This window comes from Pseudomonas baetica (genome assembly GCF_002813455.1).
GTDB lineage: Bacteria > Pseudomonadota > Gammaproteobacteria > Pseudomonadales > Pseudomonadaceae > Aquipseudomonas > Aquipseudomonas baetica.
Map to the genome: position 1 here is coordinate 3,821,185 of NZ_PHHE01000001.1, position 23,959 is coordinate 3,845,143.

Annotated in this window: 23 protein-coding genes; 16 read left to right on the forward strand and 7 right to left on the reverse strand. The window is 59.9% G+C overall.

Annotated elements, in window-relative coordinates:
* Positions 1-100: 100 nt before the first annotated feature.
* Both ATI02_RS17430 and ATI02_RS17435 read left to right on the forward strand, forming a co-directional pair.
* Complete coding sequence (locus ATI02_RS17430) at positions 101-733, forward strand: 2OG-Fe(II) oxygenase (protein WP_095186934.1); 633 nt, start codon at positions 101-103, stop codon at positions 731-733.
* Between the two features lie 2 nt (positions 734-735).
* The gene (locus tag ATI02_RS17435; protein WP_095186935.1) at positions 736-1,221 is read left to right on the forward strand and encodes a 2-thiouracil desulfurase family protein; all 486 of its coding nucleotides are present in this window, start codon (positions 736-738) and stop codon (positions 1,219-1,221) included.
* Positions 1,222-1,342: 121 nt separating this feature from the next.
* Here the strand turns inward: ATI02_RS17435 and ATI02_RS17440 are convergent, their stop codons facing one another.
* Complete coding sequence (locus ATI02_RS17440; protein ID WP_100846909.1) at positions 1,343-1,912, reverse strand: transporter substrate-binding domain-containing protein; 570 nt, start codon at positions 1,910-1,912, stop codon at positions 1,343-1,345.
* A 135-nt stretch (positions 1,913-2,047) separates the two neighbouring features.
* On the opposite strand from ATI02_RS17440, the gene ATI02_RS17445 reads away from it, so the two are divergent.
* Positions 2,048-2,473, forward strand: coding sequence for a DUF4399 domain-containing protein (locus tag ATI02_RS17445; RefSeq protein ID WP_085612012.1), 426 nt, complete (start codon positions 2,048-2,050; stop codon positions 2,471-2,473).
* Positions 2,474-2,521: 48 nt separating this feature from the next.
* On the opposite strand, the gene ATI02_RS17450 is transcribed toward ATI02_RS17445, so the two are convergent.
* Together ATI02_RS17450 and serA are read right to left on the reverse strand one after the other, a co-directional pair.
* A protein-coding gene (locus ATI02_RS17450) for an IS3 family transposase (protein WP_095190254.1) occupies positions 2,522-3,744 on the reverse strand; the annotation gives its coding sequence in 2 pieces (ribosomal slippage) (positions 2,522-3,393 and positions 3,393-3,744; 1,224 coding nt in all).
* 106 nt (positions 3,745-3,850) lie between these two features.
* On the reverse strand, positions 3,851-5,080 hold the full coding sequence (gene serA / locus ATI02_RS17455) for a phosphoglycerate dehydrogenase (RefSeq protein WP_095186937.1): 1,230 nt from the start codon (positions 5,078-5,080) through the stop codon (positions 3,851-3,853).
* Between the two features lie 204 nt (positions 5,081-5,284).
* Here serA and ATI02_RS17460 point away from each other — a divergent pair, with 204 nt between their 5' ends.
* The 4 genes from ATI02_RS17460 (at position 5,285) to ATI02_RS17475 (ending at position 9,622) form a co-directional block, all read left to right on the forward strand.
* Positions 5,285-6,679, forward strand: coding sequence for a D-2-hydroxyglutarate dehydrogenase (locus tag ATI02_RS17460; protein ID WP_095186938.1), 1,395 nt, complete (start codon positions 5,285-5,287; stop codon positions 6,677-6,679).
* Between the two features lie 41 nt (positions 6,680-6,720).
* On the forward strand, positions 6,721-7,386 hold the full coding sequence (locus ATI02_RS17465; protein WP_095186939.1) for a fumarylacetoacetate hydrolase family protein: 666 nt from the start codon (positions 6,721-6,723) through the stop codon (positions 7,384-7,386).
* A 267-nt stretch (positions 7,387-7,653) separates the two neighbouring features.
* The gene (locus ATI02_RS17470) at positions 7,654-8,577 is read left to right on the forward strand and encodes an SdiA-regulated domain-containing protein (RefSeq protein ID WP_100846910.1); all 924 of its coding nucleotides are present in this window, start codon (positions 7,654-7,656) and stop codon (positions 8,575-8,577) included.
* A gap of 127 nt (positions 8,578-8,704) precedes the next feature.
* Positions 8,705-9,622, forward strand: coding sequence for an SdiA-regulated domain-containing protein (locus ATI02_RS17475; RefSeq protein WP_100846911.1), 918 nt, complete (start codon positions 8,705-8,707; stop codon positions 9,620-9,622).
* A 146-nt stretch (positions 9,623-9,768) separates the two neighbouring features.
* Here ATI02_RS17475 and rpiA read toward each other — a convergent pair whose 3' ends face one another.
* A complete protein-coding gene (rpiA, locus tag ATI02_RS17480; RefSeq protein ID WP_100846912.1) occupies positions 9,769-10,443 on the reverse strand; it encodes a ribose-5-phosphate isomerase RpiA in 675 nt (224 codons plus the stop codon).
* A gap of 148 nt (positions 10,444-10,591) precedes the next feature.
* On the opposite strand from rpiA, the gene ilvA reads away from it, so the two are divergent.
* Both ilvA and ATI02_RS17490 read left to right on the forward strand, forming a co-directional pair.
* Complete coding sequence (gene ilvA, locus ATI02_RS17485) at positions 10,592-12,106, forward strand: threonine ammonia-lyase, biosynthetic (RefSeq protein WP_095186943.1); 1,515 nt, start codon at positions 10,592-10,594, stop codon at positions 12,104-12,106.
* A gap of 40 nt (positions 12,107-12,146) precedes the next feature.
* Positions 12,147-12,560 carry a DUF2269 family protein gene (locus ATI02_RS17490; RefSeq protein ID WP_100846913.1) on the forward strand — a complete coding sequence of 138 codons (414 nt, stop codon included), beginning with the start codon at positions 12,147-12,149 and terminating at the stop codon, positions 12,558-12,560.
* A gap of 105 nt (positions 12,561-12,665) precedes the next feature.
* Here the strand turns inward: ATI02_RS17490 and ATI02_RS17495 are convergent, their stop codons facing one another.
* Positions 12,666-13,322 carry a histidinol-phosphatase gene (locus ATI02_RS17495; RefSeq protein WP_095186945.1) on the reverse strand — a complete coding sequence of 219 codons (657 nt, stop codon included), beginning with the start codon at positions 13,320-13,322 and terminating at the stop codon, positions 12,666-12,668.
* 143 nt (positions 13,323-13,465) lie between these two features.
* On the opposite strand from ATI02_RS17495, the gene ATI02_RS17500 reads away from it, so the two are divergent.
* Both ATI02_RS17500 and ptsP read left to right on the forward strand, forming a co-directional pair.
* Positions 13,466-13,945, forward strand: a complete 480-nt coding sequence (locus tag ATI02_RS17500) for an RNA pyrophosphohydrolase (protein ID WP_003229203.1) — start codon at positions 13,466-13,468, stop codon at positions 13,943-13,945.
* A gap of 22 nt (positions 13,946-13,967) precedes the next feature.
* Entirely contained in the window at positions 13,968-16,247 is a 2,280-nt protein-coding gene (gene ptsP, locus ATI02_RS17505) for a phosphoenolpyruvate--protein phosphotransferase (RefSeq protein WP_100846914.1), read from the forward strand.
* A 109-nt stretch (positions 16,248-16,356) separates the two neighbouring features.
* On the opposite strand, the gene ATI02_RS17510 is transcribed toward ptsP, so the two are convergent.
* Positions 16,357-17,103 (reverse strand): NRDE family protein, encoded by a 747-nt coding sequence (locus ATI02_RS17510; RefSeq protein ID WP_100846915.1) that lies wholly within the window; start codon positions 17,101-17,103, stop codon positions 16,357-16,359.
* 129 nt (positions 17,104-17,232) lie between these two features.
* Between ATI02_RS17510 and ATI02_RS17515 the strand changes: the two genes are divergently transcribed.
* From ATI02_RS17515 to ATI02_RS17525, 3 genes are all read left to right on the forward strand, one after another.
* A complete protein-coding gene (locus ATI02_RS17515; protein ID WP_095186948.1) occupies positions 17,233-18,015 on the forward strand; it encodes a sulfite exporter TauE/SafE family protein in 783 nt (260 codons plus the stop codon).
* Positions 18,016-18,094: 79 nt separating this feature from the next.
* On the forward strand, positions 18,095-18,910 hold the full coding sequence (gene lgt / locus ATI02_RS17520; RefSeq protein WP_095186949.1) for a prolipoprotein diacylglyceryl transferase: 816 nt from the start codon (positions 18,095-18,097) through the stop codon (positions 18,908-18,910).
* Between the two features lie 50 nt (positions 18,911-18,960).
* A complete protein-coding gene (locus ATI02_RS17525) occupies positions 18,961-19,932 on the forward strand; it encodes a thymidylate synthase (RefSeq protein ID WP_100846916.1) in 972 nt (323 codons plus the stop codon).
* Between the two features lie 126 nt (positions 19,933-20,058).
* Here ATI02_RS17525 and cadR read toward each other — a convergent pair whose 3' ends face one another.
* Positions 20,059-20,508 (reverse strand): Cd(II)/Pb(II)-responsive transcriptional regulator, encoded by a 450-nt coding sequence (gene cadR, locus ATI02_RS17530; RefSeq protein ID WP_008088440.1) that lies wholly within the window; start codon positions 20,506-20,508, stop codon positions 20,059-20,061.
* Between the two features lie 85 nt (positions 20,509-20,593).
* Here cadR and ATI02_RS17535 point away from each other — a divergent pair, with 85 nt between their 5' ends.
* Both ATI02_RS17535 and ATI02_RS17540 read left to right on the forward strand, forming a co-directional pair.
* Positions 20,594-22,855 carry a heavy metal translocating P-type ATPase gene (locus tag ATI02_RS17535; RefSeq protein ID WP_100846917.1) on the forward strand — a complete coding sequence of 754 codons (2,262 nt, stop codon included), beginning with the start codon at positions 20,594-20,596 and terminating at the stop codon, positions 22,853-22,855.
* 15 nt (positions 22,856-22,870) lie between these two features.
* Positions 22,871-23,734, forward strand: coding sequence for a LysR family transcriptional regulator (locus tag ATI02_RS17540; protein ID WP_095186952.1), 864 nt, complete (start codon positions 22,871-22,873; stop codon positions 23,732-23,734).
* The last annotated feature ends 225 nt before the right edge of the window (positions 23,735-23,959 follow it).

Genomic DNA, 23,959 nt, shown 5'->3' on the forward strand with positions numbered 1-23,959 from the left:
CTGTCAGCAGCGGACTATTCTCCGTGCGGTGCAGTTACTTGTCGAGAATTCGTATCCAGCCGCTGCGTGGCTCTGTCGGATTTGTTGCCGCCGACATACTATGCGCGCCATGCAAATATCCTCTGAACACCCGCTGCTGTTACGTATCGTCGACGACCTGGCCGAGCACGGCTGGTCGCAGCAGAACATTTTCCTGCCCGCGGGTTTGACCCGCGAGCTGGCGGCCGAGTGCCGTAAACGTGAGGCCGAGGGTGAGCTGGCGCCGGCGGCGGTGGGTCGCGGGCCGTTTTCGGAGATTCGCGAGGGTATTCGCGGCGACCACATCCAGTGGATCGATCCGGGCCAGGCCGAGGCCAGTGACCGCTATCTGGAGCTGATGGACAGTCTGCGCGAGGCACTCAACCGGGGCTTGTTCCTCGGGCTGGAAGACTTCGAATGCCATTTCGCGCTGTATCCGCCGGGTGCGTTCTATCGCAAGCACGTTGACCGCTTCCGCGATGATGACCGGCGCATGGTGTCGGCGGTGGTCTACCTCAACGAGGCCTGGCTGCCGGAAGATGGCGGTCAGTTGCGCATGTACCTGGACGATGAGCGCGTCTACGACGTGCAGCCCACCGGCGGCTGCCTGGTGGTGTTTCTGTCTGGCGAAGTCCCGCATGAAGTGCTGCCGGCCAATCGTGAGCGCTTGTCGCTGACGGGCTGGTTCCGCCGTCGTGGCAACGAGCCGTTCTGATCATGGAAAAGATTCTGGTCAGCCGCTGCCTGTTGGGTCACCGCGTGCGTTACGACGGCGGGGCCAGCGGACCGTTCGATTTGCTTGAGCAGTGGATTGCCGAAGGGCGCGTGGTGCCATTGTGTCCGGAAGTGGCGGGTGGTTTGCCGACGCCACGGGCGGCGGCGGAGATCCCAGGCGGGCAGGGTAGTGAAGTGCTCGATGGCGTTGCTTCGGTCATCACTACCGAAGGCGAGGATGTCAGCGCGCAGTTTCTGGATGGTGCTCGGCAGGCGCTGGAGTTGGTGCACAAACACGGAATCCGCGTGGCGGTGCTCAAAGCCAATAGCCCATCGTGCGGCAATCTGCTGACCTATGACGGCACGTTCAGTGGAGTGAAAGTCAGTGGTGAAGGCGTGACGGCTGCGTTGCTCAAACGCCATGGCGTGCAGATTTTCAGCGAGCTCGAACTGCCGCAGGCTGCAACAGCCCTGACACAACTCGATTAAAACCCCACCCCGAATCCCCGTGTGGGAGGAGGCTTGCTCGCGAAAGCGGTGGGTCATTCAACATGTGCATTGACTGACACGACGCCTTCGGGAGCAAGCCCCCTCCCACAGGGTTTTGTGTTCACTCGGGTTCGGGGAACCATTTCGCCGACAGCGCCGCCAGACGCCCATCCGCTTTGATCCGCTGCATCGCGCTCGCAAGGCTGGCCTGAAACGCCGGATTACCCTTCTGAAACGGAATCGCCAATTCCACCGGTGCACTCACAGCAGGCTTCTCCTCGGTCAACGCCTGCACCAGTACCATCGGGCGTGGCTGCTCATCCTTCTTCGCCAGCAACTGCGAATCGACCTTGCCGTATGGCGTACTGAAGTCGAAACGATCCTTGAGTTCAGGTGTCAGTGCTATGTGGTTGAGCGCGACGTCGTACTTGCCGCTTTCAACGCCCTGGAGCAGGTCGCCCGCATCGGTGACGATGAAGTCGGCGCGAACATCCAGCTCCTTGGCCAGCAGTTGCCCAAGCTCGACTTCGAACCCCGTGAGTGTGTCGCCGTTCTTGTAATTGAAGGGCGGTGTATTAGCCTCAAGGGCAATGCGCAACTCGCCACGGTCGTTGACGTCATCAATCAGTTCGGCGTGAGCCAGTGGGCTCAAAAGGGGTAGCAGGCAGATCAGGCCAGGCAAAAAGCGCATGGTCACTCCTTTGAAATCATTAACGCGACGCTCTGAGTCAGGCTCGCTTTGCTATGGTTGTCGAGTGCCTTCGACAACGAATGGTCATGAAGTTGTCATGACCGGACGGATTTTACGGAAAAACTGGAGAAGAAAATGAAAAGCTTTATGTCACGTGCAGCGTTGGCGGGTGTACTGATGGGCGTTTCGGTGCTGGCCAGTGCGGCTACCCCGGCTCCAAAGGGTGCCGAAGTGTTCATCGTTTCTCCCGAAGACGGGGCGAAGGTTTCCCAAGAGTTCAAGGTCAAGTTTGGTACCAAGGACGTCGCGCTGGCCCCGGCCGGTGACGTTACCAAGAACACCGGTCACCATCACTTGCTGATCGACGTCGACAAACTGCCGGCTGCCGGCGCGCCGATTCCGAACGATGCGAACCACATGCACTTTGGCAAGGCGCAGACCGAAGCCACAATCAAACTGGCCCCTGGCAAACACACTCTGCAACTGGAGCTGGGTGACAGCGGCCATATGCCATTCGATCCACCGATCGTTTCGAAGAAAATCACCGTCAACGTCGAATAAATTTTCGGCGTTGTCTAGTCCTGAAATAGGTTTACACCTGTTTCAACCTCAAAACGCCCGATGCACCGCATCGGGCGTTTTGTATTTCAGCGACAGATGAGGCCGCTCGTTGTTATAGATCTGCACCGACTCGTCCACCATCCGGATGGCATCTGCAAAATCTTTGGGCCGATGCAGCATTAACTCGTTTTTCAAAATTCCATTCACACGCTCAGCCAATGCATTTTGGTAGCAGTCGTAGCCATCGGTCATTGAGCAGGTGATGCCGTACTTGGCATGCAGCCGCTGATAAAGCTCGGAGCAGTATTGAACGCCTCTGTCCGAGTGGTGCACCAAGTGTTGTTCCGTTGTCCGCTGCTTCAGGGCTTTGTTGAACGCCTGGATCACCGATTCGGTGTGCAAGCTTTCATGGACATGGTGACCCACGATTTTTCGAGAGTACGCATCGGTGATCAAACTCAGATAAGCCACACCCGTTTGCGTTGGTAAGTAGGTGATGTCCGCAACCCATACTTGCTCTGGTGCCTTGGCGACTACCTGAATCGGCCCATCTTTGAGCAGGTTTGGATGCCGGCGAAAGCGATGATGACTGTCTGTTGTTTTGTGATAGGCCCGCCTGCGAGGAACCAGTTCGCGCCGATCTCGCAAGATATTGAATAAACGGTCTCGACCAACCTTTACGGACATTTCTGGCTCAGTGCGCATTAGATTGTGAAGTTTTCGGGTGCCAAGGCGCGGTTGCCTGAGTCGCTTTTCCCTCACGAATCCCATCACTTCCTGAGCATGACGGGCCCGGGCATCACACGCCCGGTTGCGCTTGTAATAAGCCTGACGGGAAATCCCCATGAATTGGCAAGCCCGACTAATGCTCAGGCCTTGGATCTGCTCTTGGGAGAGGACTTGCCGGATCGCTTTTTTACGACAGAAACACCGAAGTCGTTCTTCAAAACATCAACGACGGCTTCGAAAAACTGAGCTTTCTGGTTGGCTTGGGCAAGCTTTTCTTCAAGCTCTTTGATTCGCTGTTCGGGTGTCAGCGGTTTATCGGGCTTATCCATGGAACGGGGTCTCTTGGAGCGAATGGACGCGCCTTGACTCCAGTCCTGCCGACCATGCCTGCGTAACCAGTTCAGTACGGTCGTTTTACCCTGAATGCCATAACGCTCTTGAGCCTCTTTATAACTCAGCTCACCTTTTTCGACTTGATCGACGACCGACAATTTAAAGGTCAGCGTGTAATCACGCTGACTGCGCCTTTCTCCCGTATTCATTACTCCCTCCTGAGAATGGGTCAGAAGGTGTAAACCTTATTCAGGACGGGACACGTGCATGAAAAAGGGAGCCCGAAGGCTCCCTTTTTTGTCGCTCAGCGTGCGATCAGAACAACACACGGCTACGGATAGTGCCGTTGATGTGCTGCAGCTTCTCTTGCGCCAGGTCCGAGTACTCGGCGTCGACGTCGATCACCACGTAGCCAACCTTCTCGTTGGTCTGCAGGAACTGACCGGAGATGTTGATGCCGTTTTCGGCGAAGACCTTGTTGATCTCGCTCATCACACCCGGGATGTTCTCGTGGATGTGCAGCAGACGGTGCTTGCCAGGGTGAGCGGGCAGCGCCACTTCCGGGAAGTTGACCGACGAAACGGAAGTACCGTTGTCGCTGTACTTGACCAGTTTTTCCGCCACTTCCAGACCGATGTTGGCTTGCGCTTCGGCAGTCGAACCACCGATGTGCGGGGTCAGGATCACGTTGTCCAGGCCACGCAGCGGGCTTTCGAACTCTTCGTCGTTGGAGCGTGGCTCCACCGGGAATACGTCGATGGCCGCGCCGATCAGGTGCTTGTCCTTGATCGCGTCCGCCAGGGCGTCCAGTTCGACCACGGTGCCGCGCGCCGCGTTGATCAGGATGCCGCCCTTCTTGATGGCGCGGATTTCCTTCTCGCCGATCATCCACTGGGTCGCAGCGGTTTCCGGAACGTGCAGGGTGACGATGTCGGACATGCCCAGCAGCTCGTTCAGGTTACCGACCTGAGTGGCGTTGCCCAGCGGCAGCTTGGTCACGGTGTCATAGAAGAACACCTGCATGCCCAGTCCTTCAGCCAGAACCGACAACTGAGTACCGATCGAGCCGTAGCCAACGATGCCGAGTTTCTTGCCACGGATCTCGAAAGAGTTGGCCGCGGACTTGATCCAGCCGCCACGGTGGCAGGAAGCGTTTTTCTCAGGGATGCCGCGCAGCAGCAGGATGGCTTCGGCCAGTACCAGCTCAGCCACGGAACGGGTGTTGGAGTACGGCGCGTTGAACACGGCGATACCGCGCTCGCGGGCAGCACTGAGGTCAACCTGGTTGGTGCCGATGCAGAAACAGCCGACCGCTACCAGCTTCTTCGCGTGATCGAAGATCTCTTCGGTCAGTTGGGTGCGCGAACGAATGCCGATGAAGTGAGCGTCAGCGATCTTTTCCTTGAGCTGGGCTTCCGGCAAGGAACCTGTCAGGTATTCGATGCTGGTGTAGCCCGCCGCCTTGAGGACGTCGACAGCCGATTGGTGGACGCCTTCGAGAAGAAGGAACTTGATCTTGCTCTTATCGAGAGAAGTCTTGCTCATCTGCGTAAACCTGTATCCCGGAGAAAAATGGCAGGAAATGGTCAACAGACATTGACCTGGACGGCAAGAAAGCCGTCGCCGCAGAACTGGCCTTGGGCACTGGCCTGCGGGGTCGGTATGCTAGCATAGCCGCCCCGCTAAACACTCATTCCTGCGACGTGAAGCGTTCTCAGGATGACCATGAATTGTTCGAGAGTTCTGTCGATGACCAATCCTGCCCTGATTGATGAACTGAAGACCCTGGTCGAGCCTGGCAAGGTCCTGACCGACGCCGACTCCCTGAACACGTATGGCAAGGATTGGACCAAGCACTTCGCCCCGGCCCCGACGGCCATCGTGTTCCCCAAGACCATCGAACAAGTGCAGGCCATCGTCCGTTGGGCCAACGCGCACAAGGTCGCGCTGGTGCCCTCGGGCGGGCGCACCGGGTTGTCCGCCGCCGCGGTGGCCGCCAATGGCGAAGTGGTCGTGTCGTTCGACTACATGAACCAGATTCTCGACGTGAACCTCACTGACCGTACCGCTGTTTGCCAGCCGGGCGTAGTCACTGAGCATTTGCAGAACGTCGCCGAAGAAAAAGGCTTGTACTACCCAGTGGATTTCGCTTCCGCCGGATCGAGTCAGATTGGCGGCAATATCGGCACCAATGCCGGCGGAATCAAGGTTATTCGCTATGGCATGACCCGCAACTGGGTCGCGGGCATGAAAGTCGTCACCGGCAAGGGCGATGTGCTGGAGCTGAACAAGGACCTGATCAAGAACGCCACCGGTTACGACCTGCGGCAATTATTCATCGGCGCCGAAGGCACCCTCGGTTTTGTCGTCGAAGCGACCATGCGCCTGGATCGCGCGCCGAAAAACCTCACCGCGATGGTCCTTGGTACCGCCGATTTCGACTCGATCATGCCGGTACTGCACGCCTTCCAGGGCAAGCTCGACCTGACCGCGTTCGAATTCTTTTCTGACAAAGCCCTGGCCAAAGTCATGGGCCGTGGCGACGTGCCGGCGCCGTTCGAGACCGACTGCCCGTTCTACGCACTGCTGGAATTCGAAGCGACCACTGAAGAAGTGGCCAACAGCGCGCTGGAAACCTTCGAACACTGCGTCGAGCAGGGCTGGGTGCTGGACGGTGTGATGAGCCAGAGCGAAACCCAGTTGCAGAACCTGTGGAAACTGCGCGAGTACATCTCCGAGACCATCTCGCACTGGACGCCGTACAAAAACGATATCTCGGTGACCGTGTCGAAAGTGCCTGCGTTCCTGAAGGAAATCGACGCGATCGTCGGCGAGCACTATCCCGACTTCGAAATCGTCTGGTTCGGCCACATCGGCGACGGCAATCTGCACCTGAACATCCTCAAGCCGGAAAACCTGAGCAAGGACGAGTTCTTCGCCAAGTGCGCCACCGTCAACAAGTGGGTGTTCGAAACCGTTGAGAAGTACAACGGTTCGATTTCCGCCGAACACGGCGTGGGCATGACCAAGCGCGATTACTTGACCTACAGCCGTTCGCCGGTTGAGATCGAATACATGAAAGCGGTCAAAGCGGTGTTCGACCCGAACGGCATCATGAACCCGGGCAAGATCTTCGCGGTTTGATCTGTAATTCTTGATGAATCAATGAAGGCAGGAGTCGGTAAATGAGCTATCAGCACCAGTACGTCGACGGCACGCGCATTCACTTCCCGATCGGGAAAGTCGTGTGCATTGGCCGTAATTACGCCGAACACGCCAAGGAACTGGACAATCCGGTGCCTACCGAACCGCTGCTGTTCATCAAACCGGGCAGTTGCGTGGTGCCGCTGGAAGGTGGTTTCAGCATTCCGACCGAGCGCGGCTCGGTGCATTACGAAGCGGAAATTGCCGTGTTGATCGGCAAGCCGCTGTCGACCAAGCCAAGCCGTGAAGAAGTGCTCGACGCGATCTCCGGTTTCGCCCCGGCGCTGGACCTGACCTTGCGCGACAAACAGGCCGAGCTGAAAGCCAAGGGCCTGCCGTGGGAAATCGCCAAGTCGTTCGACGGCGCGGCAGTGCTGGCACCGTTCGTGGTCGGCAGCACCTTCGCTGACCTGACCGACATCGGCATTCGCCTGACCATCAACGGCGAAGTGCGTCAGGACGGTAACAGCAGCGCAATGCTCAACCCGATCGTGCCGATGATCCAGCACATGGCCGGCTGCTTCTCGCTGCAGGCCGGTGACGTGATCCTCACCGGCACGCCAGTGGGCGTCGGCCCGCTGAACGTCGGCGACGACATCGTGCTGGAACTGGTCGGCGCCAGCAGCTTCAACAGCAGCGTGCGCTAACCGCAACACTGCAACACCCTGTGGGAGCGAGCCTGCTCGCGAATGCGTCAGATCTGTCGACATCATCGTTGCCTGACACAATGCTTTCGCGAGCACGTTCGCTCCCACAATGGTTGTGGGTGACCTGAAGATTGGGGACAGCACACGGCAATCGCGCCATTTGCCGTTTTTTTCACATCCTGTCTGGATAATTTCCGCAATTCTGGCGTCTTAGTCCGCCTCTTTATGCTATTACCCATAGCCTGAATTTTCGGAACGCGTCCCTCGATGTCATCTCAAACTCAGCTCAAATCCCCACGCCGCTCACGCTTCGCCATGCGTTGGTATTCCTGGCTGTTGCTGGCGATCGCCGCTGCTTACGGTCTGGCGTACGCCATGCACTGGGACGACCGCGGCGTACTGTGGGTGCTGGAGCGTTTCGAGAGTACGGCTGAGCAGAGCGAAAGCGTGTGGTTGCCGGACTATCGCGTGGTGATCGATGCCAAAGTGCTACCGGGCATGGAAAAAGACGAAGCTTCGGACCTGGCGTACAACCCGCAGACCAAAACCCTGTTTTCGGTGATGGGCAAGAATCCGTTCCTGGTCGAGCTGACCCTGCAAGGCGATGTGTTGCGCAAGATGCCTCTGGTGGGCTGGAGCAATCCGGAAGGCCTGACGGTCATGGAAAACGGCCTGATGGCGATCGTCGATGAGCGTGAACACATACTGTCGATCGTCAAAGTCGATGCCGATACCCGCGAACTCAATATCACTCATTTCCCTAAATACGACCTCGGCCCGTCGAAAGACCAGAACAAGGCATTCGAAGCCATCGCCTGGGACTCGCGCAATCAGCAACTGTGGCTGGGCGAGGAGCGGCCAGCGGCGCTGTTTACCTGGAAAAGCGACGGCAGCCAGACTCTCAAGGGTGACAAGCAGAAACTGGCCAGCGATGAGCTGGATATCCGCAATCTCTCGGCGTTGGCAATCGATCCGCGCACCGGCCACACGCTGGTGCTGTCTGCCGATTCGCATCTGCTGCTAGAGCTGGACGAGAAAGGCGAGCAAGTCAGCTTCATGACCTTGCTCGGCGGTTTCAATGGCCTGAAGAAAACCATTCCCCGCGCCGAAGGCGTGACCATGGACGAGGCGGGCACGTTGTATATGGTCAGCGAACCGAACCTGTTCTATCGCTTCGAAAAACAGAAATAGCAGCCTTTATCGATTCCAATGGAGCTGCCGCAAGGGTTGTCTTGTGGTTTGAGGCTACTGGCCATTAAGCTTCAATTCAGACGGGCGTGATATTTCATCCGCCTGTTTTGATTCCGAGCCTGCCCGAATGCGTCGACTTGCCCGCCCCAAGCCTCTGTTTGTCATCCTCTCAGTGATTGCCTTGATCATGCTGATCGCGATTGGCCAATACATGCGCCTGTTCGAGCGCGCCTGGTTCAACCTGCACGTCCTGTGGCAGCCGTTGAGCAGTGAGGCCATCGACCTGGATCAGTATCGGGTGGCGATTGAAGCGCGAGTCATCGAAGGCTTGAACGACGATGTCTCGGCCTTGACCTACGATCCCGTGCGTAAAAGCCTGTTCACCGTCACCAACAAGAATGCCGAACTGGTCGAGCTGTCGCTGGAAGGCAAGATCCTGCGCCGTATTGCCTTGATTGGTTTCGGTGATCCGGAGGCAGTGGAGTTCATCAGTGCTGACACTTACGTGGTGACTGACGAGCGTCAGCAGCGCCTGATCAAGATTCATCTGGAGAAAGACACCACTTTCCTCGACGCGGCGGACGCCGAGCAAATGACCCTGGGCGTGCACCTGAGCGGCAACAAAGGCTTCGAAGGGTTGGCATATGACTCGGTGGGCAAACGCCTGTTCGTGGCGAAAGAGCGCGATCCGATGCTGATCTACGAAGTACACGGTTTCCCGCACTTCAACCCGGAAAAGTCCTACGCGGTGCACGTGATCAACAACCCTAAACGTGATGCCGGGATGTTTGTGCGTGACCTGTCGAGCCTGCAATACGACGAGCGCAGTGGGCATTTGCTGGCGCTGTCGGATGAATCGCGGCTGATTCTGGAGCTGGATGTGGACGGGCGCCCGTTGAGCACGATGTCCTTGAGCAAGGGCCGGCAAGGCTTGCAGAAAACCGTGCCGCAGGCGGAAGGCATTGCGATGGATGATGACGGGACGTTGTATCTGGTGAGTGAGCCGAACCTGTTTTACGCCTTCAAAAAGCCTGCGCAACCTTAACCCACACCACAAAACACTGTGGGAGCGAGCCTGCTCGCGAAGGCGTCGTGTCAGCCAATGAAGATGTTGGCTGAACTGGCGCTTTCGCGAGCAGGCTCGCTCCCACAGGTTTATTCGTCTGCCCACAAATATGTGGGTGACTGGGCTTACTCAGCCTTAAGGGTTTTCACGCCTTCGCTGGTACCCAGCAACAGCAGATCCGCCGGACGCGCGGCGAACAAACCGTTGGTGACCACGCCGACAATCGCGTTGATCTGTGCTTCCAGCTCCACCGGGTTGGTGATCTGCATATTGAACACGTCGAGGATGATGTTGCCGTTGTCGGTCAGTACACCTTCGCGGTACACCGGGTCGCCGCCCAGTTTCACCAGTTCGCGCGCGACGTGGCTGCGGGCCATCGGGATCACTTCGACCGGCAGCGGGAACTCGCCCAGCACCGGCACCAGTTTGCTCGCGTCGGCGATGCAGATGAAGGTCTTGGCTACGGCCGCGACGATCTTCTCGCGGGTCAGGGCGGCGCCGCCGCCCTTGATCAGGTTCAGGTGCGCGTCGCTTTCGTCGGCGCCGTCGACGTAGAACTCCAGGTCGCTGACGGTGTTCAGCTCATACACCGGAATCCCGTGGCCCTTCAGGCGCGCGGCGGTGGCTTCGGAACTGGCGACCGCGCCATCGAACGCACCCTTGTGCTGCGCCAGCGCATCAATGAAGCAGTTGGCGGTGGAGCCGGTGCCGACCCCGACGATGCTTTTGTCGTCGAGTTTCGGAAGGATGAAGTCGACGGCGGCCTGAGCCACTGCCTGTTTGAGTTGATCCTGGGTCATGCGGGCTCCGGAAGCGGGCAAGGTAAGAACGGAAAGGCCGGCATTATAGCCTCAAGCCGGGTTAAAACCTCTGCAATCGTGTGGTCGTACGGGCAAAAGCCGGGTTAGACTCCTTGGCCCTGCCCAACCCGCTCAGTGATGCTTTCCGATGCTCGAACAGTACGTCAAAAAGATCCTCACCTCGCGCGTTTATGACGTTGCCGTAGAAACCCCGCTGCAGAACGCTCGCCAGCTCTCCGAGCGGCTGGGCAATGACATCTGGCTCAAGCGCGAAGACTTGCAGCCAGTGTTCTCGTTCAAGATTCGCGGCGCCTACAACAAGTTGACCCAACTGACCGAAGAAGAGCGCGCCCGTGGCGTGGTCACCGCTTCGGCGGGCAACCATGCGCAGGGGCTGGCCCTGGCGGCGAAAGTGCTGGGTGTCAAAGCGACTATCGTGATGCCCAAGACCACCCCGGAAATCAAGGTCGAAGGCGTGCGCTCGCGCGGCGGCAAAGTGGTGCTGCACGGTGACTCCTTCCCCGAAGCGCTGGCCTACTCGCTGAAACTGGTCGACGAAAAAGGCTACGTCTACATCCACCCCTACGACGATCCGCACACCATTGCCGGGCAGGGCACCGTGGCGATGGAGATTCTGCGTCAGCACCCGCAGCCGCTGGACGCGATTTTCGTGCCGGTTGGCGGTGGCGGTCTGATCGCCGGCATCGCTGCATACGTTAAGTACTTGCGTCCGGACATCAAAGTCATCGGCGTCGAGCCCGACGACTCCAACTGCCTGCAAGCCGCCATGGCCGCGGGTGAGCGCGTGGTGCTGCCGACCGTAGGCATCTTCGCCGACGGTGTGGCGGTGGCGCAGATCGGCCAGCACACCTTCGATATCTGCAAAGACTACGTCGATGAAGTGATCACCGTCAGTACCGACGAGATCTGCGCGGCAATCAAGGATATCTACGATGATACCCGCTCGATCACCGAGCCTGCCGGGGCCCTGGGCGTGGCCGGGATCAAGAAGTACGTTGAATTGCGCGGCGTCAGCGGCCAGACCTTCGTCGCCATCGATTCCGGCGCCAACGTCAACTTCGACCGCCTGCGCCACGTCGCCGAGCGCGCCGAGCTGGGCGAAGGCCGCGAAGCGATCATCGCCGTGACCATCCCCGAGAAGGCCGGCAGCTTCAAGGCGTTCTGCGAAGCCATCGGCAAACGCCAGATCACTGAATTCAACTATCGCTATAACACCGGTAGCGAAGCGCACATCTTCGTTGGTGTGCAGACCCACCCGGAAAACGACCCGCGCAGCGCATTGCTGGCGAGCCTGACCGAGCAGGGTTTCCCGGTGCTCGACCTGACCGACAACGAACTGGCCAAGCTGCACATCCGCCACATGGTCGGCGGGCGTGCCGCGCAGGTGGTCGATGAAGTGGTGCTGCGCTTCGAGTTCCCTGAGCGGCCTGGGGCGTTGTTCAACTTCCTCAACAAACTCGGCGGGCGCTGGAATATCTCGATGTTCCACTACCGCAACCACGGCGCGGCCGATGGCCGAGTGGTCGCGGGCCTGCAAGTGCCACACGACGAACGCCATCTGGTACCGGCGGCGCTGGCGGAAATCGGCTACCCGTACTGGGACGAAAGCGACAACCCGGCCTATAAGCTGTTTCTTGGCTGAGCGGCTACGCTGATGGGCATGGCCCAAGGATGAGAAATACATGGAAACCCTGACCACCCTGACAATCCTTCACGTCGCGGCGACCGTGGTGATAATCGCGAGCGGGCTGGGGCTTGCCGCCCTGACCTGGCGTAATCGCAGCGAAGGGCCGGCCAGCACGATGCAGCGTCCGTGGCTGTTTATCTGGTGTTTGATGCTGATCGGCATGTTTAGCATGCCCTTCACCGGCTGGTGGCTGGTGCACCTGGTGGGCTGGCCCTTGGGTCAGTTCTGGATTCTGGGCTCCAGCGTGATCTATGCCGTGGCCACGTTCAGTGCGGTCTGGCTACTTGTTCGGCTGAATCGGCTGTGGACAAGCGGGGTTGGCAATCGCAAATTCAATCTGGCGCTGGCGATTGTCAGCGGTGTCGGATTTTTCGCCATTGCGGCGTTGATGGGGGCCAAGCCGGTTTAGGGCTTGAGACCGAGTCGGCACTATTCGCGAGCAAGCCCGCTCCCACATTGGATCTGTGAACGACACAGATCCAATGTGGGAGCGGGCTTGCTCGCGAAGGCGTAATCAGTCGCGCAACGAAATCACCGGCCAGCCACGCTTCTGGGCTTCAGCACGCAGATTCGGATCCGGATCCACCGCCACCGGGTTCGCCACCTGCTCCAGCAGCGGCAAATCATTCATCGAGTCGCTATAGAAGTAGCTGTCTTCCAGCGAATACCCGGTCTCTTCCAGCCAGCGGTTCAGGCGCGTTACCTTGCCTTCGCGAAAGCACGGAATGTCAGTGCTGCGCCCGGTGTAACGGCCATCGACCATCTCGCATTCGGTGGCGATCAGGGTTTCAACGCCCAGACGCACGGCAATCGGCGCGGTAACGAAACGGTTGGTCGCGGTGATGATCACCAGCTTGTCGCCGGCGTCGCGGTGCTTTTTCAGCAGCTCCAGCGCTTTGGGCAGCACGATCGGCTCGATGCAGTCGCGCATGTAATCGCTGTGCCATTGATCGAGCACGGCCATTTCGGTGCGCCCGAGGATCTCCAGGCAGAAATTCAGGTAGGCGGCGTTATCCAGCTTGCCGGCCAGGTAATCCTGATAGAACTCGTCATTGCGCGCCTTGTATGTGATCGGGTCGAGGAAGCCGCGTTCACACAGATAGTCGCCCCAGGCGTGATCGCTGTCGCCGCCCAGAAGGGTGTTGTCCAAATCGAAGAGTGCCAGGCGCATTGCAGTTACCCGCTGATAAGTCAGTAAAAAGGCGACAAGAATACGGTCTTTTCACAAGAGTGCACATAAGGTAGGAAGCTTCGTTGCCGCCTTATCAAGCTTTGTGGAACAATGCGGCGACATGCGTTTGCGAGGTTGTTGCCGTGATCGACCCCGATGGTTTCCGTCCCAATGTCGGGATCATTCTGACGAATGACGCCGGCCAGGTGCTATGGGCTCGCCGTATCAATCAAGATGCCTGGCAGTTTCCACAGGGGGGAATCAACCCTGAAGAGACGCCGGAGGACGCCTTGTACCGCGAGCTGAACGAAGAAGTTGGCCTGGAACGTGAAGATGTTGAAATACTCGCCTGTACTCGGGGCTGGTTGCGCTATCGTTTGCCGCAACGTCTGGTGCGTACCCACAGCCAACCGCTGTGCATCGGCCAGAAACAGAAGTGGTTTCTCCTGCGCCTGATCTCCAATGAGCAGCGGGTGCGGATGGATTTGACCGGTAAACCGGAATTCGATGGCTGGCGCTGGGTCAGCTATTGGTATCCGTTGGGCCAGGTGGTGACATTCAAGCGCGAGGTGTATCGCCGCGCCCTCAAAGAGCTTGCCCCGCGCCTTTTAGCGCGCGACTGACGACGGAGTTCGACCCCGAGCCATGCTCAATACGCTGCGCAAGATCGTCCAGGAAGTTAACTCCGCCAAGGATCTCAAGGCGGCGTTGGGGATTATTGTGTTGCGCGTCAAAGAGGCCATGGGCAGCCAGGTCTGCTCGGTCTACCTGCTTGATCCCGAGACCAACCGCTTCGTCCTGATGGCCACCGAGGGCTTGAACAAGCGCTCGATCGGCAAGGTCAGCATGGCACCCAACGAAGGTCTGGTCGGTCTGGTCGGCACGCGTGAAGAACCCCTGAACCTCGAAAACGCCGCGGATCACCCGCGCTACCGCTACTTCGCCGAGACCGGCGAGGAGCGCTACGCCTCGTTCCTCGGTGCTCCGATCATTCACCACCGCCGCGTCGTCGGCGTGTTGGTCATCCAGCAAAAAGAACGCCGCCAGTTCGATGAAGGTGAAGAAGCCTTCCTCGTAACCATGAGCGCGCAGCTCGCTGGCGTTATCGCTCATGCCGAGGCCACCGGTTCGATCCGTGGCCTGGGCCGTCAGGGCAAAGGCATTCAGGAAGCCAAGTTCGTTGGCGTGCCGGGCTCGCCGGGTGCGGCGGTCGGTACCGCGGTGGTCATGCTGCCGCCCGCCGATCTGGACGTGGTGCCGGATAAAACCATCACCGACATCGACGCTGAACTGGCGCTGTTCAAGACCGCTATCGAAGGCGTACGCGCCGACATGCGTGCGTTGTCGGCCAAACTGGCGACCCAGTTGCGCCCGGAAGAGCGCGCGCTGTTCGACGTCTACCTGATGATGCTCGACGATGCCTCGCTGGGCAGCGAAATCACCACGGTGATCAAGACCGGCCAGTGGGCCCAGGGCGCGCTGCGTCAGGTGGTCACGGAACACGTCAACCGTTTCGAACTGATGGACGACGCCTACCTGCGGGAGCGTGCCTCGGACGTCAAAGACCTCGGTCGCCGCCTGCTCGCCTATTTGCAGGAAGAGCGCCAGCAGAACCTGGTCTACCCGGAAAAAACCATTCTGGTCAGCGAAGAACTGACGCCGGCGATGCTCGGCGAGGTGCCGGAAGGCACGCTGGTCGGTCTGGTGTCGGTACTCGGTTCGGGTAACTCCCACGTGGCGATCCTCGCCCGGGCCATGGGCATTCCGACGGTCATGGGTCTGGTCGACCTGCCGTACGCCAAGGTCGACGGCATCGAAATGATCGTCGACGGCACCCGCGGCGAGGTCTACACCAACCCGAGCGACGTGCTGCGCAAGCAGTTCTCCGAGGTGGTGGAAGAAGAGAAACAACTGGCGCTGGGCCTCGACACCCTGCGCGACCTGCCGTGCGTGACCCTCGATGGTCACCGCATGCCGCTGTGGGTCAACACCGGCCTGCTGGCAGACGTGGCGCGGGCGCAGAAGCGCGGCGCTGAAGGCGTCGGCCTGTACCGCACCGAAGTGCCGTTCATGATCAACCAGCGTTTCCCGAGCGAGAAGGAACAGCTGGCGATCTACCGCGAACAGCTCGCCGCGTTCCATCCGCAACCGGTGACCATGCGCAGCCTCGACATCGGCGGTGACAAGTCGCTGTCGTACTTCCCGATCAAGGAAGACAACCCGTTCCTCGGCTGGCGCGGCATTCGCGTCACCCTCGACCACCCGGAAATCTTCCTGGTGCAGACCCGCGCGATGCTCAAGGCCAGTGAAGGCCTGAACAACCTGCGGATTCTGCTGCCGATGATCTCCGGCACCCATGAACTCGAAGAAGCCCTGCACCTGATTCACCGGGCCTGGGGTGAAGTACGCGACGAAGGCACCGACGTGCCGATGCCGCCAATTGGCGTGATGATCGAGATCCCGGCAGCGGTGTATCAGACCAAGGAGCTGGCGCGGCAGGTGGACTTCCTGTCGGTCGGCTCCAACGACCTGACGCAATACTTGCTGGCGGTTGACCGCAACAACCCGCGCGTCGCCGATCTCTACGACTACCTGCACCCGGCGGTGCTGCAAGCCCTGCAAAACGTGGTGCGCGACGCCCATGCCGAAGGCAAGCCGGTGAGTATCTGCGGCGAGATGGCTGGTGATCCGGCAGCGGCCGTGCTGTTGATGGCGATGGGCTTCGACAGCCTGTCGATGAACGCCACCAACTTGCCGAAGGTCAAGTGGATGTTGCGTCAGGTGAACCTGAGCAAGGCCAAGGAATTGCTGGCCGAGCTGATGACCATCGACAACCCGCAAGTTATCCACAGCTCGCTGCAATTGGCGCTGAAGAACCTTGGGTTGTCGAAGATCAATCCGCCGGCGGTCAACAAAGCCCTCTAAAAGGCTGCTGGCCCCATCGCTGGCAAGCCAGCTCCCACAGGGGAATTGTGTCGATCACAGATCCAATGTGGGAGCGGGCTTGCTCGCGAAGGCGTCAGTCCAGCCACCGTTAAACCAGAATCTCCACCTCACCCAAATGCCCGCCATACGGCCCAAAGCTCCGCTCTACCATCCGCCGCGTCCCGTCCGCCTGCACAATCAGCGCCGTACTCGCCCGCGTCCCATAACTCTGGCTGGCAATAAACACACTCGACAGCAATGACTCAGTCGCCAGCCCGACGCCGGTATCCGGCAACTCGGCAAACGGCGCCGTCTGCGCATCGCTCAATATGTCCAGCAACCGCGCAGGCGTCGGATCCTCCAGCACCGCGCTCAACGCCGCCTTGGCCTTGAGCAACTTCGGCCACGGCGTATCCAGCCCGGCATTGGATAACCCATAGACCCCGGGCTCCAGCATCACCGCCTCAGACATCCGCGCATTGAAATGCCAGAGTTCATGGCTGTTGCCGAGCAGTAGATTGAACCCGGCATACTCCGGCGAGCGACCGACCACATCGCTCAAATAGTCATCAATCGACAGATCACCGGTGAGAAATCGCGCCACCAACTCGCCCCGCGACTTGCGCGCTGGCGGCTGATGCGGATCACGGATGTTGGTCAGCGCAGCCAAACGCCCATTGGCGCCGATCCCAAGCCAAGTCCCGCCGGCCTCAAGATCACGTCCGGCATGCACGTGCGGCGCCTCTGGCCATTGCGCTAGCGGCAGGCTGGGTCGGGCGTAGAACTCGTCACGGTTGGCCGCGACGATCAACGGCTGGGCATGGCCGGGGCGCCAGGCAAAAACAATCAGGCACATAAGGTGATCCTTGTGTGTTTTTTGCTCACTCTACGCATCCGGCGTCCGTGCATCCATCGCCAGTGGAGCACAAGGCTATGCATCCGTTACCATGCCGCTCCGGTTTTGGGATGCGTCTGGGAGAAGGACATGGAATTTCTGCTCTATCTGGCGCTCGGCGCCTGTGCTGGCGTGCTGGCCGGGCTGTTCGGCGTCGGTGGTGGGATCATCATTGTCCCGGTGCTGGTGTTCAGTTTTACCTTGCAGGGCTTTGACCAGTCGATTCTGACCCACCTGGCGGTCGGCACGTCGCTGGCGACGATCATCTTCACTTCGGTCAACGCGGTGCGGGAGCATCACCGTCGTGGCGCGGTGCGCTGGCCGATCTTCATGTGGATGACCGTGGGCATTTTGCTTGGCGCCGGTTTTGGTGCGTTGACGGCCGAAGCGATTTCCGGGCCCAACCTGCAAAAAATCATTGGTGTGTTCGCCTTGGTGATCGCCGTGCAGTTGGCGCTGGACGTCAAACCCAAGGCCAGCCGAACCGTGCCGGGCAAACTCGGTCTGACCGTGGCCGGCAGTGTGATTGGCTGGGCGTCGGCGATTTTCGGCATTGGCGGCGGCTCGCTGACCGTGCCGTTCCTGACCTGGCGCAGCGTGCCGATGCAGCAGGCCGTGGCGACATCTTCGGCCTGCGGTTTGCCGATTGCCCTGGCCAGTGCATCAAGTTTCATGATTCTGGGCTGGCATGATCCGTTGCTGCCGGCCCATAGTCTCGGTTTTGTTTATTTGCCGGCGCTGTTGGGCATTGCCCTGACCAGCATGGTGTTCGCCCGTCTCGGCGCGCGTTTGGCGCACAGGTTGTCGCCGCGCTTGCTGAAACGGCTATTCGCCGCTTTGCTGTTCTGCGTGGGTTTAAGCTTTCTGCTTTGATCGCGTCGCAATCCTGGCTTAATCCTGAGGTGGCAGCGTCGCCCGGGAATTCTGCTTTCAACTCTAACGAGGAGTCGCAATGCTGCCTTACCCGCAGATCGACCCGGTGGCCCTGGCCATCGGTCCGCTGAAAATCCATTGGTACGGTCTGATGTACCTCGTCGGCATTGGCGGTGCGTGGCTGCTGGCGTCGCGCCGGCTCAACCGTTTCGATCCGACCTGGTCCAAGGAGAAGCTCTCCGATCTGATCTTCTGGCTGTCGATGGGCGTGATTGTCGGCGGACGTCTGGGCTATGTGCTGTTCTACGACCTGAGCGCTTACCTGGCCAACCCGACGCTGATTTTCGAAGTGTGGAAGGGCGGCATGTCGTTCCACGGCGGTTTCATCGGCGTCATGCTGGCGGCCTTGTGGTTCGGCAAGCGCAATGGCAAGTCGTTCTTCCAGTTGATGGACTTCGTCGCGCCGATGGTGCCGATCGGTCTGGGCGCCGGGCGTATCGGCAACTTCATCAACGCCGAACTGTGGGGCAAGGCGACCGACGTGCCGTGGGCCATGGTCTTCCCGCCGTTCAGCGACCCGGCGCAACTGCCGCGTCACCCCTCGCAGCTGTATCAGTTCGCGCTCGAAGGCGTGGCGCTGTTCCTGATCCTGTGGATTTTCTCGCGCAAGCCGCGCCCGACCATGGCCGTTTCCGGCATGTTCGCGCTGTTCTACGGCATCTTCCGATTCATCGTCGAGTTCGTCCGCGTCCCGGATGCGCAACTGGGCTATCTGGCCTGGAACTGGCTGACCATGGGCCAGGTACTCTGCGTACCGATGATTGTCGGCGGGCTGTTCCTGATCTGGCTGGCCTATCGTCGCGCGCCGGCGGCACCGCTCGCTCCGACGGCTTAAACTACGAACCCCGGCGCGCGACGCCGGGGCTCTAAGGACACAGGTAACTCATGAAGCAATATCTCGAACTGGTCTCGCACGTTATCCAGAACGGCACCAAACAGGCCAACCGCACCGGCATCAACACCATCAGTTTCCCGGGGGCGATGCTGCGTTTCGATCTGCAGGAAGGTTTCCCGGCGATCACCACGCGCAAAATGGCCTTCAAATCGGCCATCGGCGAGATGTGCGGCTTTCTGCGTGGCGTGAACAATGCCGCGCAATTCCGTGAGCTGGGCTGCAAGGTCTGGGACCAGAACGCCAACGAAAACGCCCAGTGGCTGGCCAACCCGTTCCGTCAGGGCGACGACGACCTCGGCGAAATCTACGGCGTGCAATGGCGCAAGTGGCCGGCGTACAAACAGATCCCGCTGAGCAACACAGCGGCCATCGAACAAACGTTGAGCAATGGCTACAAGCAGATCGCTCAAGGCGAGGAAGACGGCCAGGCCTACGTGGTGCTGTACAAAGCCATCGATCAGGTGCGCCAGTGTGTCGACACGATCATCAAGGATCCGGGCAGCCGTCGCATTCTGTTCCACGGCTGGAACTGCGCCCAGCTCGATGAAATGGCCTTGCCGCCGTGCCATCTGCTGTACCAGTTCCACCCGAATGTCGAGACCAAAGAGATTTCTCTGACCCTCTACATCCGCTCCAACGACCTGGGTCTGGGCACGCCGTTCAACCTCACCGAAGGCGCCGCGCTGCTGAGCCTGATCGGTCGCCTGACCGGTTACACGCCGCGCTGGTTCACCTATTTCATCGGTGACGCCCACGTCTACGAAAACCATCTGGACATGCTCAACGAGCAGCTCAAGCGCGAGCCGTTCGCGATGCCGAAGCTGAAAATCTCCGATCGCGTGCCGGAGTTTGCCAAGACGGGCGTGTATCAGCCGGAGTGGCTGGAACTGGTCGAGCCGAGTGATTTTTCGCTGGAAGGCTACGAGCATCACGCGCCGATGACTGCGCCAATGGCGGTCTAAGCCACAACGCAGTAACCCTTGTGGGAGCGGGCTTGCTCGCGAAAGCGGTGTATCAGTTAACGATGATGTCGACTGATACGCCGCTTTCGCGAGCAAGCCCGCTCCCACATTGGTTATCGGGTGTTCTTAATGGCCGTGGCTACGGCCCACATGGGAATGCTCAACCTCCGTCGCCACAACCCCGCCACTCACTTCCAGCCGCTGCAAAATCCCGCACTGATCGGCCCCCGGCCCTTCGCCACAGCGTTGGCGCAGGTCGAGCAACTGTGTCTGTAACGCCAATAGCCCATCAATCCGCGCCTTCACATGCTGGATGTGCTCGTCGATCAGGGTGTTAACGCTTTCGCACTGATCCTGCGGGCTGTCACGCATGGCCAGCAGGCTGCGGATTTCTTCGAGGGTCATGTCGAGGGTGCGGCAGTTGCGGATGAAGGTCAGGCGTTCGGCGTGAGCCTGGGTGTAGACGCGGTAGTTGCCGTCGCTGCGGGCCGGCTCCGGCAGCAGGTTTTCGCGTTCGTAGTAGCGGATGGTTTCCACGGCGCAGTCGGTGAGTTTGGCCAGTTCTCCGATCTTCATCTCGGCAATCTCCAAAAGGGTGCTTGACCCTATAGTGGCTACAGGGTCTTTACTTGGCAACAGGCACCTTCATGGACGCGACCCGATGAGCGATTCTCAGCACTCCCATAAGCCCGGTGACGGGCACGATCATGGCCACAGCCATAAATTGCAGCCTGTGCATAAACATGACCACGGCGGCGATTCCTGCTGCGCGTCGAAAGCGGCGGCACCTGCGCTGGTGCAACTGAGCGAGGCGAAAAGCGCCGACGCCCGACTGAGCAGCTTCCGCATCGAGGCGATGGACTGCCCGACCGAGCAGACGCTGATCCAGAACAAGCTCGGCAAACTCGCCGGCGTTGAGCAATTGGAATTCAACCTGATCAACCGCGTGCTCGGCGTGACCCACACGCTGCCGGGTACCGAGCCCATCACCGAGGCGATCAAATCCCTCGGCATGCACGCCGAACCGCTGGAGACGGGCGTCGAAACCCCAACTGCTGCGCCGGTGAAAAAACACTGGTGGCCGTTGGCGCTGTCCGGTGTCGGAGCGCTTGCCGCCGAAGTCATCCACTTCACCAACGCCGCGCCGACCTGGGTGGTGGCGATCATTGCGCTGGTGTCGATCCTCAGCGGCGGCCTGAGCACTTACAAAAAGGGCTGGATCGCCCTGAAGAACCGCAACCTCAACATCAACGCGCTGATGAGTATCGCCGTGACCGGTGCCATCCTCATCGGCCAGTGGCCGGAAGCGGCGATGGTGATGTTCCTGTTCACCGTGGCCGAGCTGATCGAAGCGCGTTCGCTGGACCGTGCGCGTAACGCCATCGGCGGCCTGATGCAGATGACGCCCGAGCAGGCCACCGTGCAGCAGGCCGACGGCACTTGGCTAGAACAGGAGGTTAAAAGCGTCGAACTCGGTGCCCGCGTGCGGGTAAAACCCGGCGAGCGCATCGCGCTGGACGGTGAAGTCGTCAGCGGCAGTTCGACCATCGATCAGGCACCGATCACCGGTGAGAGCCTGCCGATAGAGAAAACCGTGGGCGATAAAGTCTTCGCCGGCACCATCAACCAGGCGGGTTCGCTGGAATACACCGTGACCGCAGCGGCGAACAACTCGACGCTGGCGCGCATCATCCACGCCGTCGAACAAGCCCAGGGTGCGCGGGCGCCGACCCAGCGCTTCGTCGATCAATTCTCGAAAATCTACACCCCGGTGGTGTTCGTTCTAGCCTTGGCTGTGGCGATCATCCCGCCGTTGTTCATGGGCGCCGTGTGGTTCGACTGGATCTATCGCGCACTGGTGTTGCTCGTCGTCGCCTGCCCATGTGCCTTGGTGATTTCCACCCCGGTGACCATCGTCAGCGGCCTCGCGGCAGCGGCGCGCAAGGGCATTCTGGTCAAGGGCGGCGTGTACCTGGAGGGCGGTTTCAAGCTCGACTATCTGGCGCTGGATAAAACCGGGACCATTACCCACGGCAAACCGGTGCAGACCGATTACCTGTCCCTCGACCCGACCGCCGACGCCACAGCCCCGGCAATTGCTGCCGCACTGGCCGGTCGCTCCGACCACCCGGTGTCGCTGGCCATCGCCAATGCTGCTGTGGATAAAAACTTCACTGCGCTGAGTGTGGATAACTTCGAAGCGCTGGGCGGGCGTGGCGTCAAAGGTGAAATCGACGGCCAGACCTATCACTTGGGCAACCATCGTCTGGTTGAAGAACTGGGCCTGTGCTCGCCGGCACTGGAAGAAAAGCTCTTTGCGCTGGAGAAACAGGGCAAATCCGTGGTGCTGCTGCTCGACAAGTCCGGCCCGTTGGCGCTGTTTGCCGTGGCCGACACCGTCAAGGAGACCAGTCGCGAAGCGATCCGTCAGCTCCACGAACTCGGGGTGAAAACCCTGATGCTCACCGGCGACAACGTCCACACCGCACAGGCGATTGCCGCGCAGGTTGGCATCGATCAAGCCAAGGGCGACTTGCTGCCAACTGACAAACTGCAAGCCATCGAGGAGCTTTACGGTAAAGGTCATCGCGTGGGCATGGTCGGCGACGGCATCAACGACGCCCCGGCACTGGCCCGCGCCGAGATCGGTTTTGCCATGGCCGCCGCCGGCACCGATACCGCGATTGAAACCGCCGATGTCGCCCTGATGGACGACGATCTGCGCAAGATCCCGGCTTTCATCAGCCTGTCGCGCGACACCGCGAGCATCCTGAAACAAAACATCGCGTTGGCGCTGGTGATCAAAGCGATCTTCCTTGGGGTAACCTTTGCCGGACTCGCCACCATGTGGATGGCGGTGTTCGCCGACATGGGCGTGAGCCTGCTGGTGGTGTTCAACGGTTTGCGCCTGCTGCGCAAATAGAAGAGAGGGACGGTTGTGCTGAGTGCCGAGCTGAAAGCGTTTTACATGGTCGCCCGTCTGGGCAGCATCACGCTGGCGGCGAAAAAACTCGGCCTCAGTCAACCGACCGTGACCACGCAGATCCGCAATCTGGAAAGCCAGTATTCGGTGGAGCTGTTCTACCGCGGCGGCCGCCGCCTCAGCGTCAGCGACGAAGGCGCGCGGTTACTGCCGATGGTCAAGGCGCTGCTGCAGCAGGAGGCCGATATCGAGTTCTTCCTGCGCAACAGCGGTCAGGTGCAGGGCACGTTACGCATCGCCGCCACCGCGCCGTATTACATTCTTGATCTGGTGAAGACCTTTCGCGAGCGCCTGCCACAGGTGGAGGTGTCGGTGGAAATCGGCAACTCGCAGCAAGTGCTCGAAGCGCTGGAAGATTACCGGGTGGATGTCGCGGCTTCTTCGCAGTTGCTCGATGACGCGCGGTTGATCCGGCGGGTGCTTGGCACGGATCCGCTGGTGCTGGCGGTGCATCGCAATCATCCGCTGGCGGTGCATGAGCATGTGGCGTTGAGCGCGTTGGCCGGGCACACGTTGTTGATGCGTGAGTCGGGTTCGACCACGCGGCGCCTGACCGAGGAGTTGCTGGCCGGCGCCGGGGTGAGTTTCGGGCCGTTGCTGGAGATTGGCAGCCGTGAATCGATTCGTGAAGCGGTGCTGCGCAATATCGGCATCAGTATCATTGCCCGCCAGGAAGTGCCGCATGATCCGCAGCTGCGGGTGCTGACAATCGAGAATGCGCCGCAGATTCCTGAATATCTGTATTGCCTGAAAGAGCGCAAGGGCGCGCGGTTGCCGGCGGCGTTCCTGGGCTTGGCACAGGAAATGTCCCCGGCCTGAGATCTTCAGTGTGCGAGCTGGCCTCTTCGCGAGCAGGCTCGCTCCCACGTTGGATTTGGGTTGTGAACACTATCCCCTGTGGGAGCGGGCTTGCTCGCGAAGGCGTCAGCCCAGGCAACACACAATCTGAACCAAAATCCCCGAATACCACTATCACCAGTTTTTGCCTCACTGCCACATGACGGACGCATTACAACTCTAGGATTGGCCTCATCTGCTTGATGA

Excerpts from the sequence above, each read along its gene's own strand:
- ATI02_RS17440 (WP_100846909.1), bottom strand. The coding sequence starts at position 1,912 with ATGCGCTTTTTGCCTGGCCTGATCTGCCTGCTACCCCTTTTGAGCCCA.
- ATI02_RS17465 (WP_095186939.1), top strand. The coding sequence starts at position 6,721 with ATGAGCTATCAGCACCAGTACGTCGACGGCACGCGCATTCACTTCCCG.
- ATI02_RS17430 (WP_095186934.1), top strand. The coding sequence starts at position 101 with ATGCGCGCCATGCAAATATCCTCTGAACACCCGCTGCTGTTACGTATC.
- serA (WP_095186937.1), bottom strand. The coding sequence starts at position 5,080 with ATGAGCAAGACTTCTCTCGATAAGAGCAAGATCAAGTTCCTTCTTCTC.
- ATI02_RS17495 (WP_095186945.1), bottom strand. The coding sequence starts at position 13,322 with ATGCGCCTGGCACTCTTCGATTTGGACAACACCCTTCTGGGCGGCGAC.
- ATI02_RS17460 (WP_095186938.1), top strand. The coding sequence starts at position 5,285 with ATGACCAATCCTGCCCTGATTGATGAACTGAAGACCCTGGTCGAGCCT.
- ATI02_RS17490 (WP_100846913.1), top strand. The coding sequence starts at position 12,147 with ATGGAAACCCTGACCACCCTGACAATCCTTCACGTCGCGGCGACCGTG.
- ATI02_RS17510 (WP_100846915.1), bottom strand. The coding sequence starts at position 17,103 with ATGTGCCTGATTGTTTTTGCCTGGCGCCCCGGCCATGCCCAGCCGTTG.
- ATI02_RS17445 (WP_085612012.1), top strand. The coding sequence starts at position 2,048 with ATGAAAAGCTTTATGTCACGTGCAGCGTTGGCGGGTGTACTGATGGGC.
- ptsP (WP_100846914.1), top strand. The coding sequence starts at position 13,968 with ATGCTCAATACGCTGCGCAAGATCGTCCAGGAAGTTAACTCCGCCAAG.
- ATI02_RS17470 (WP_100846910.1), top strand. The coding sequence starts at position 7,654 with ATGTCATCTCAAACTCAGCTCAAATCCCCACGCCGCTCACGCTTCGCC.
- cadR (WP_008088440.1), bottom strand. The coding sequence starts at position 20,508 with ATGAAGATCGGAGAACTGGCCAAACTCACCGACTGCGCCGTGGAAACC.
- lgt (WP_095186949.1), top strand. The coding sequence starts at position 18,095 with ATGCTGCCTTACCCGCAGATCGACCCGGTGGCCCTGGCCATCGGTCCG.
- ATI02_RS17525 (WP_100846916.1), top strand. The coding sequence starts at position 18,961 with ATGAAGCAATATCTCGAACTGGTCTCGCACGTTATCCAGAACGGCACC.
- ilvA (WP_095186943.1), top strand. The coding sequence starts at position 10,592 with ATGCTCGAACAGTACGTCAAAAAGATCCTCACCTCGCGCGTTTATGAC.
- ATI02_RS17435 (WP_095186935.1), top strand. The coding sequence starts at position 736 with ATGGAAAAGATTCTGGTCAGCCGCTGCCTGTTGGGTCACCGCGTGCGT.
- rpiA (WP_100846912.1), bottom strand. The coding sequence starts at position 10,443 with ATGACCCAGGATCAACTCAAACAGGCAGTGGCTCAGGCCGCCGTCGAC.
- ATI02_RS17535 (WP_100846917.1), top strand. The coding sequence starts at position 20,594 with ATGAGCGATTCTCAGCACTCCCATAAGCCCGGTGACGGGCACGATCAT.
- ATI02_RS17475 (WP_100846911.1), top strand. The coding sequence starts at position 8,705 with ATGCGTCGACTTGCCCGCCCCAAGCCTCTGTTTGTCATCCTCTCAGTG.
- ATI02_RS17515 (WP_095186948.1), top strand. The coding sequence starts at position 17,233 with ATGGAATTTCTGCTCTATCTGGCGCTCGGCGCCTGTGCTGGCGTGCTG.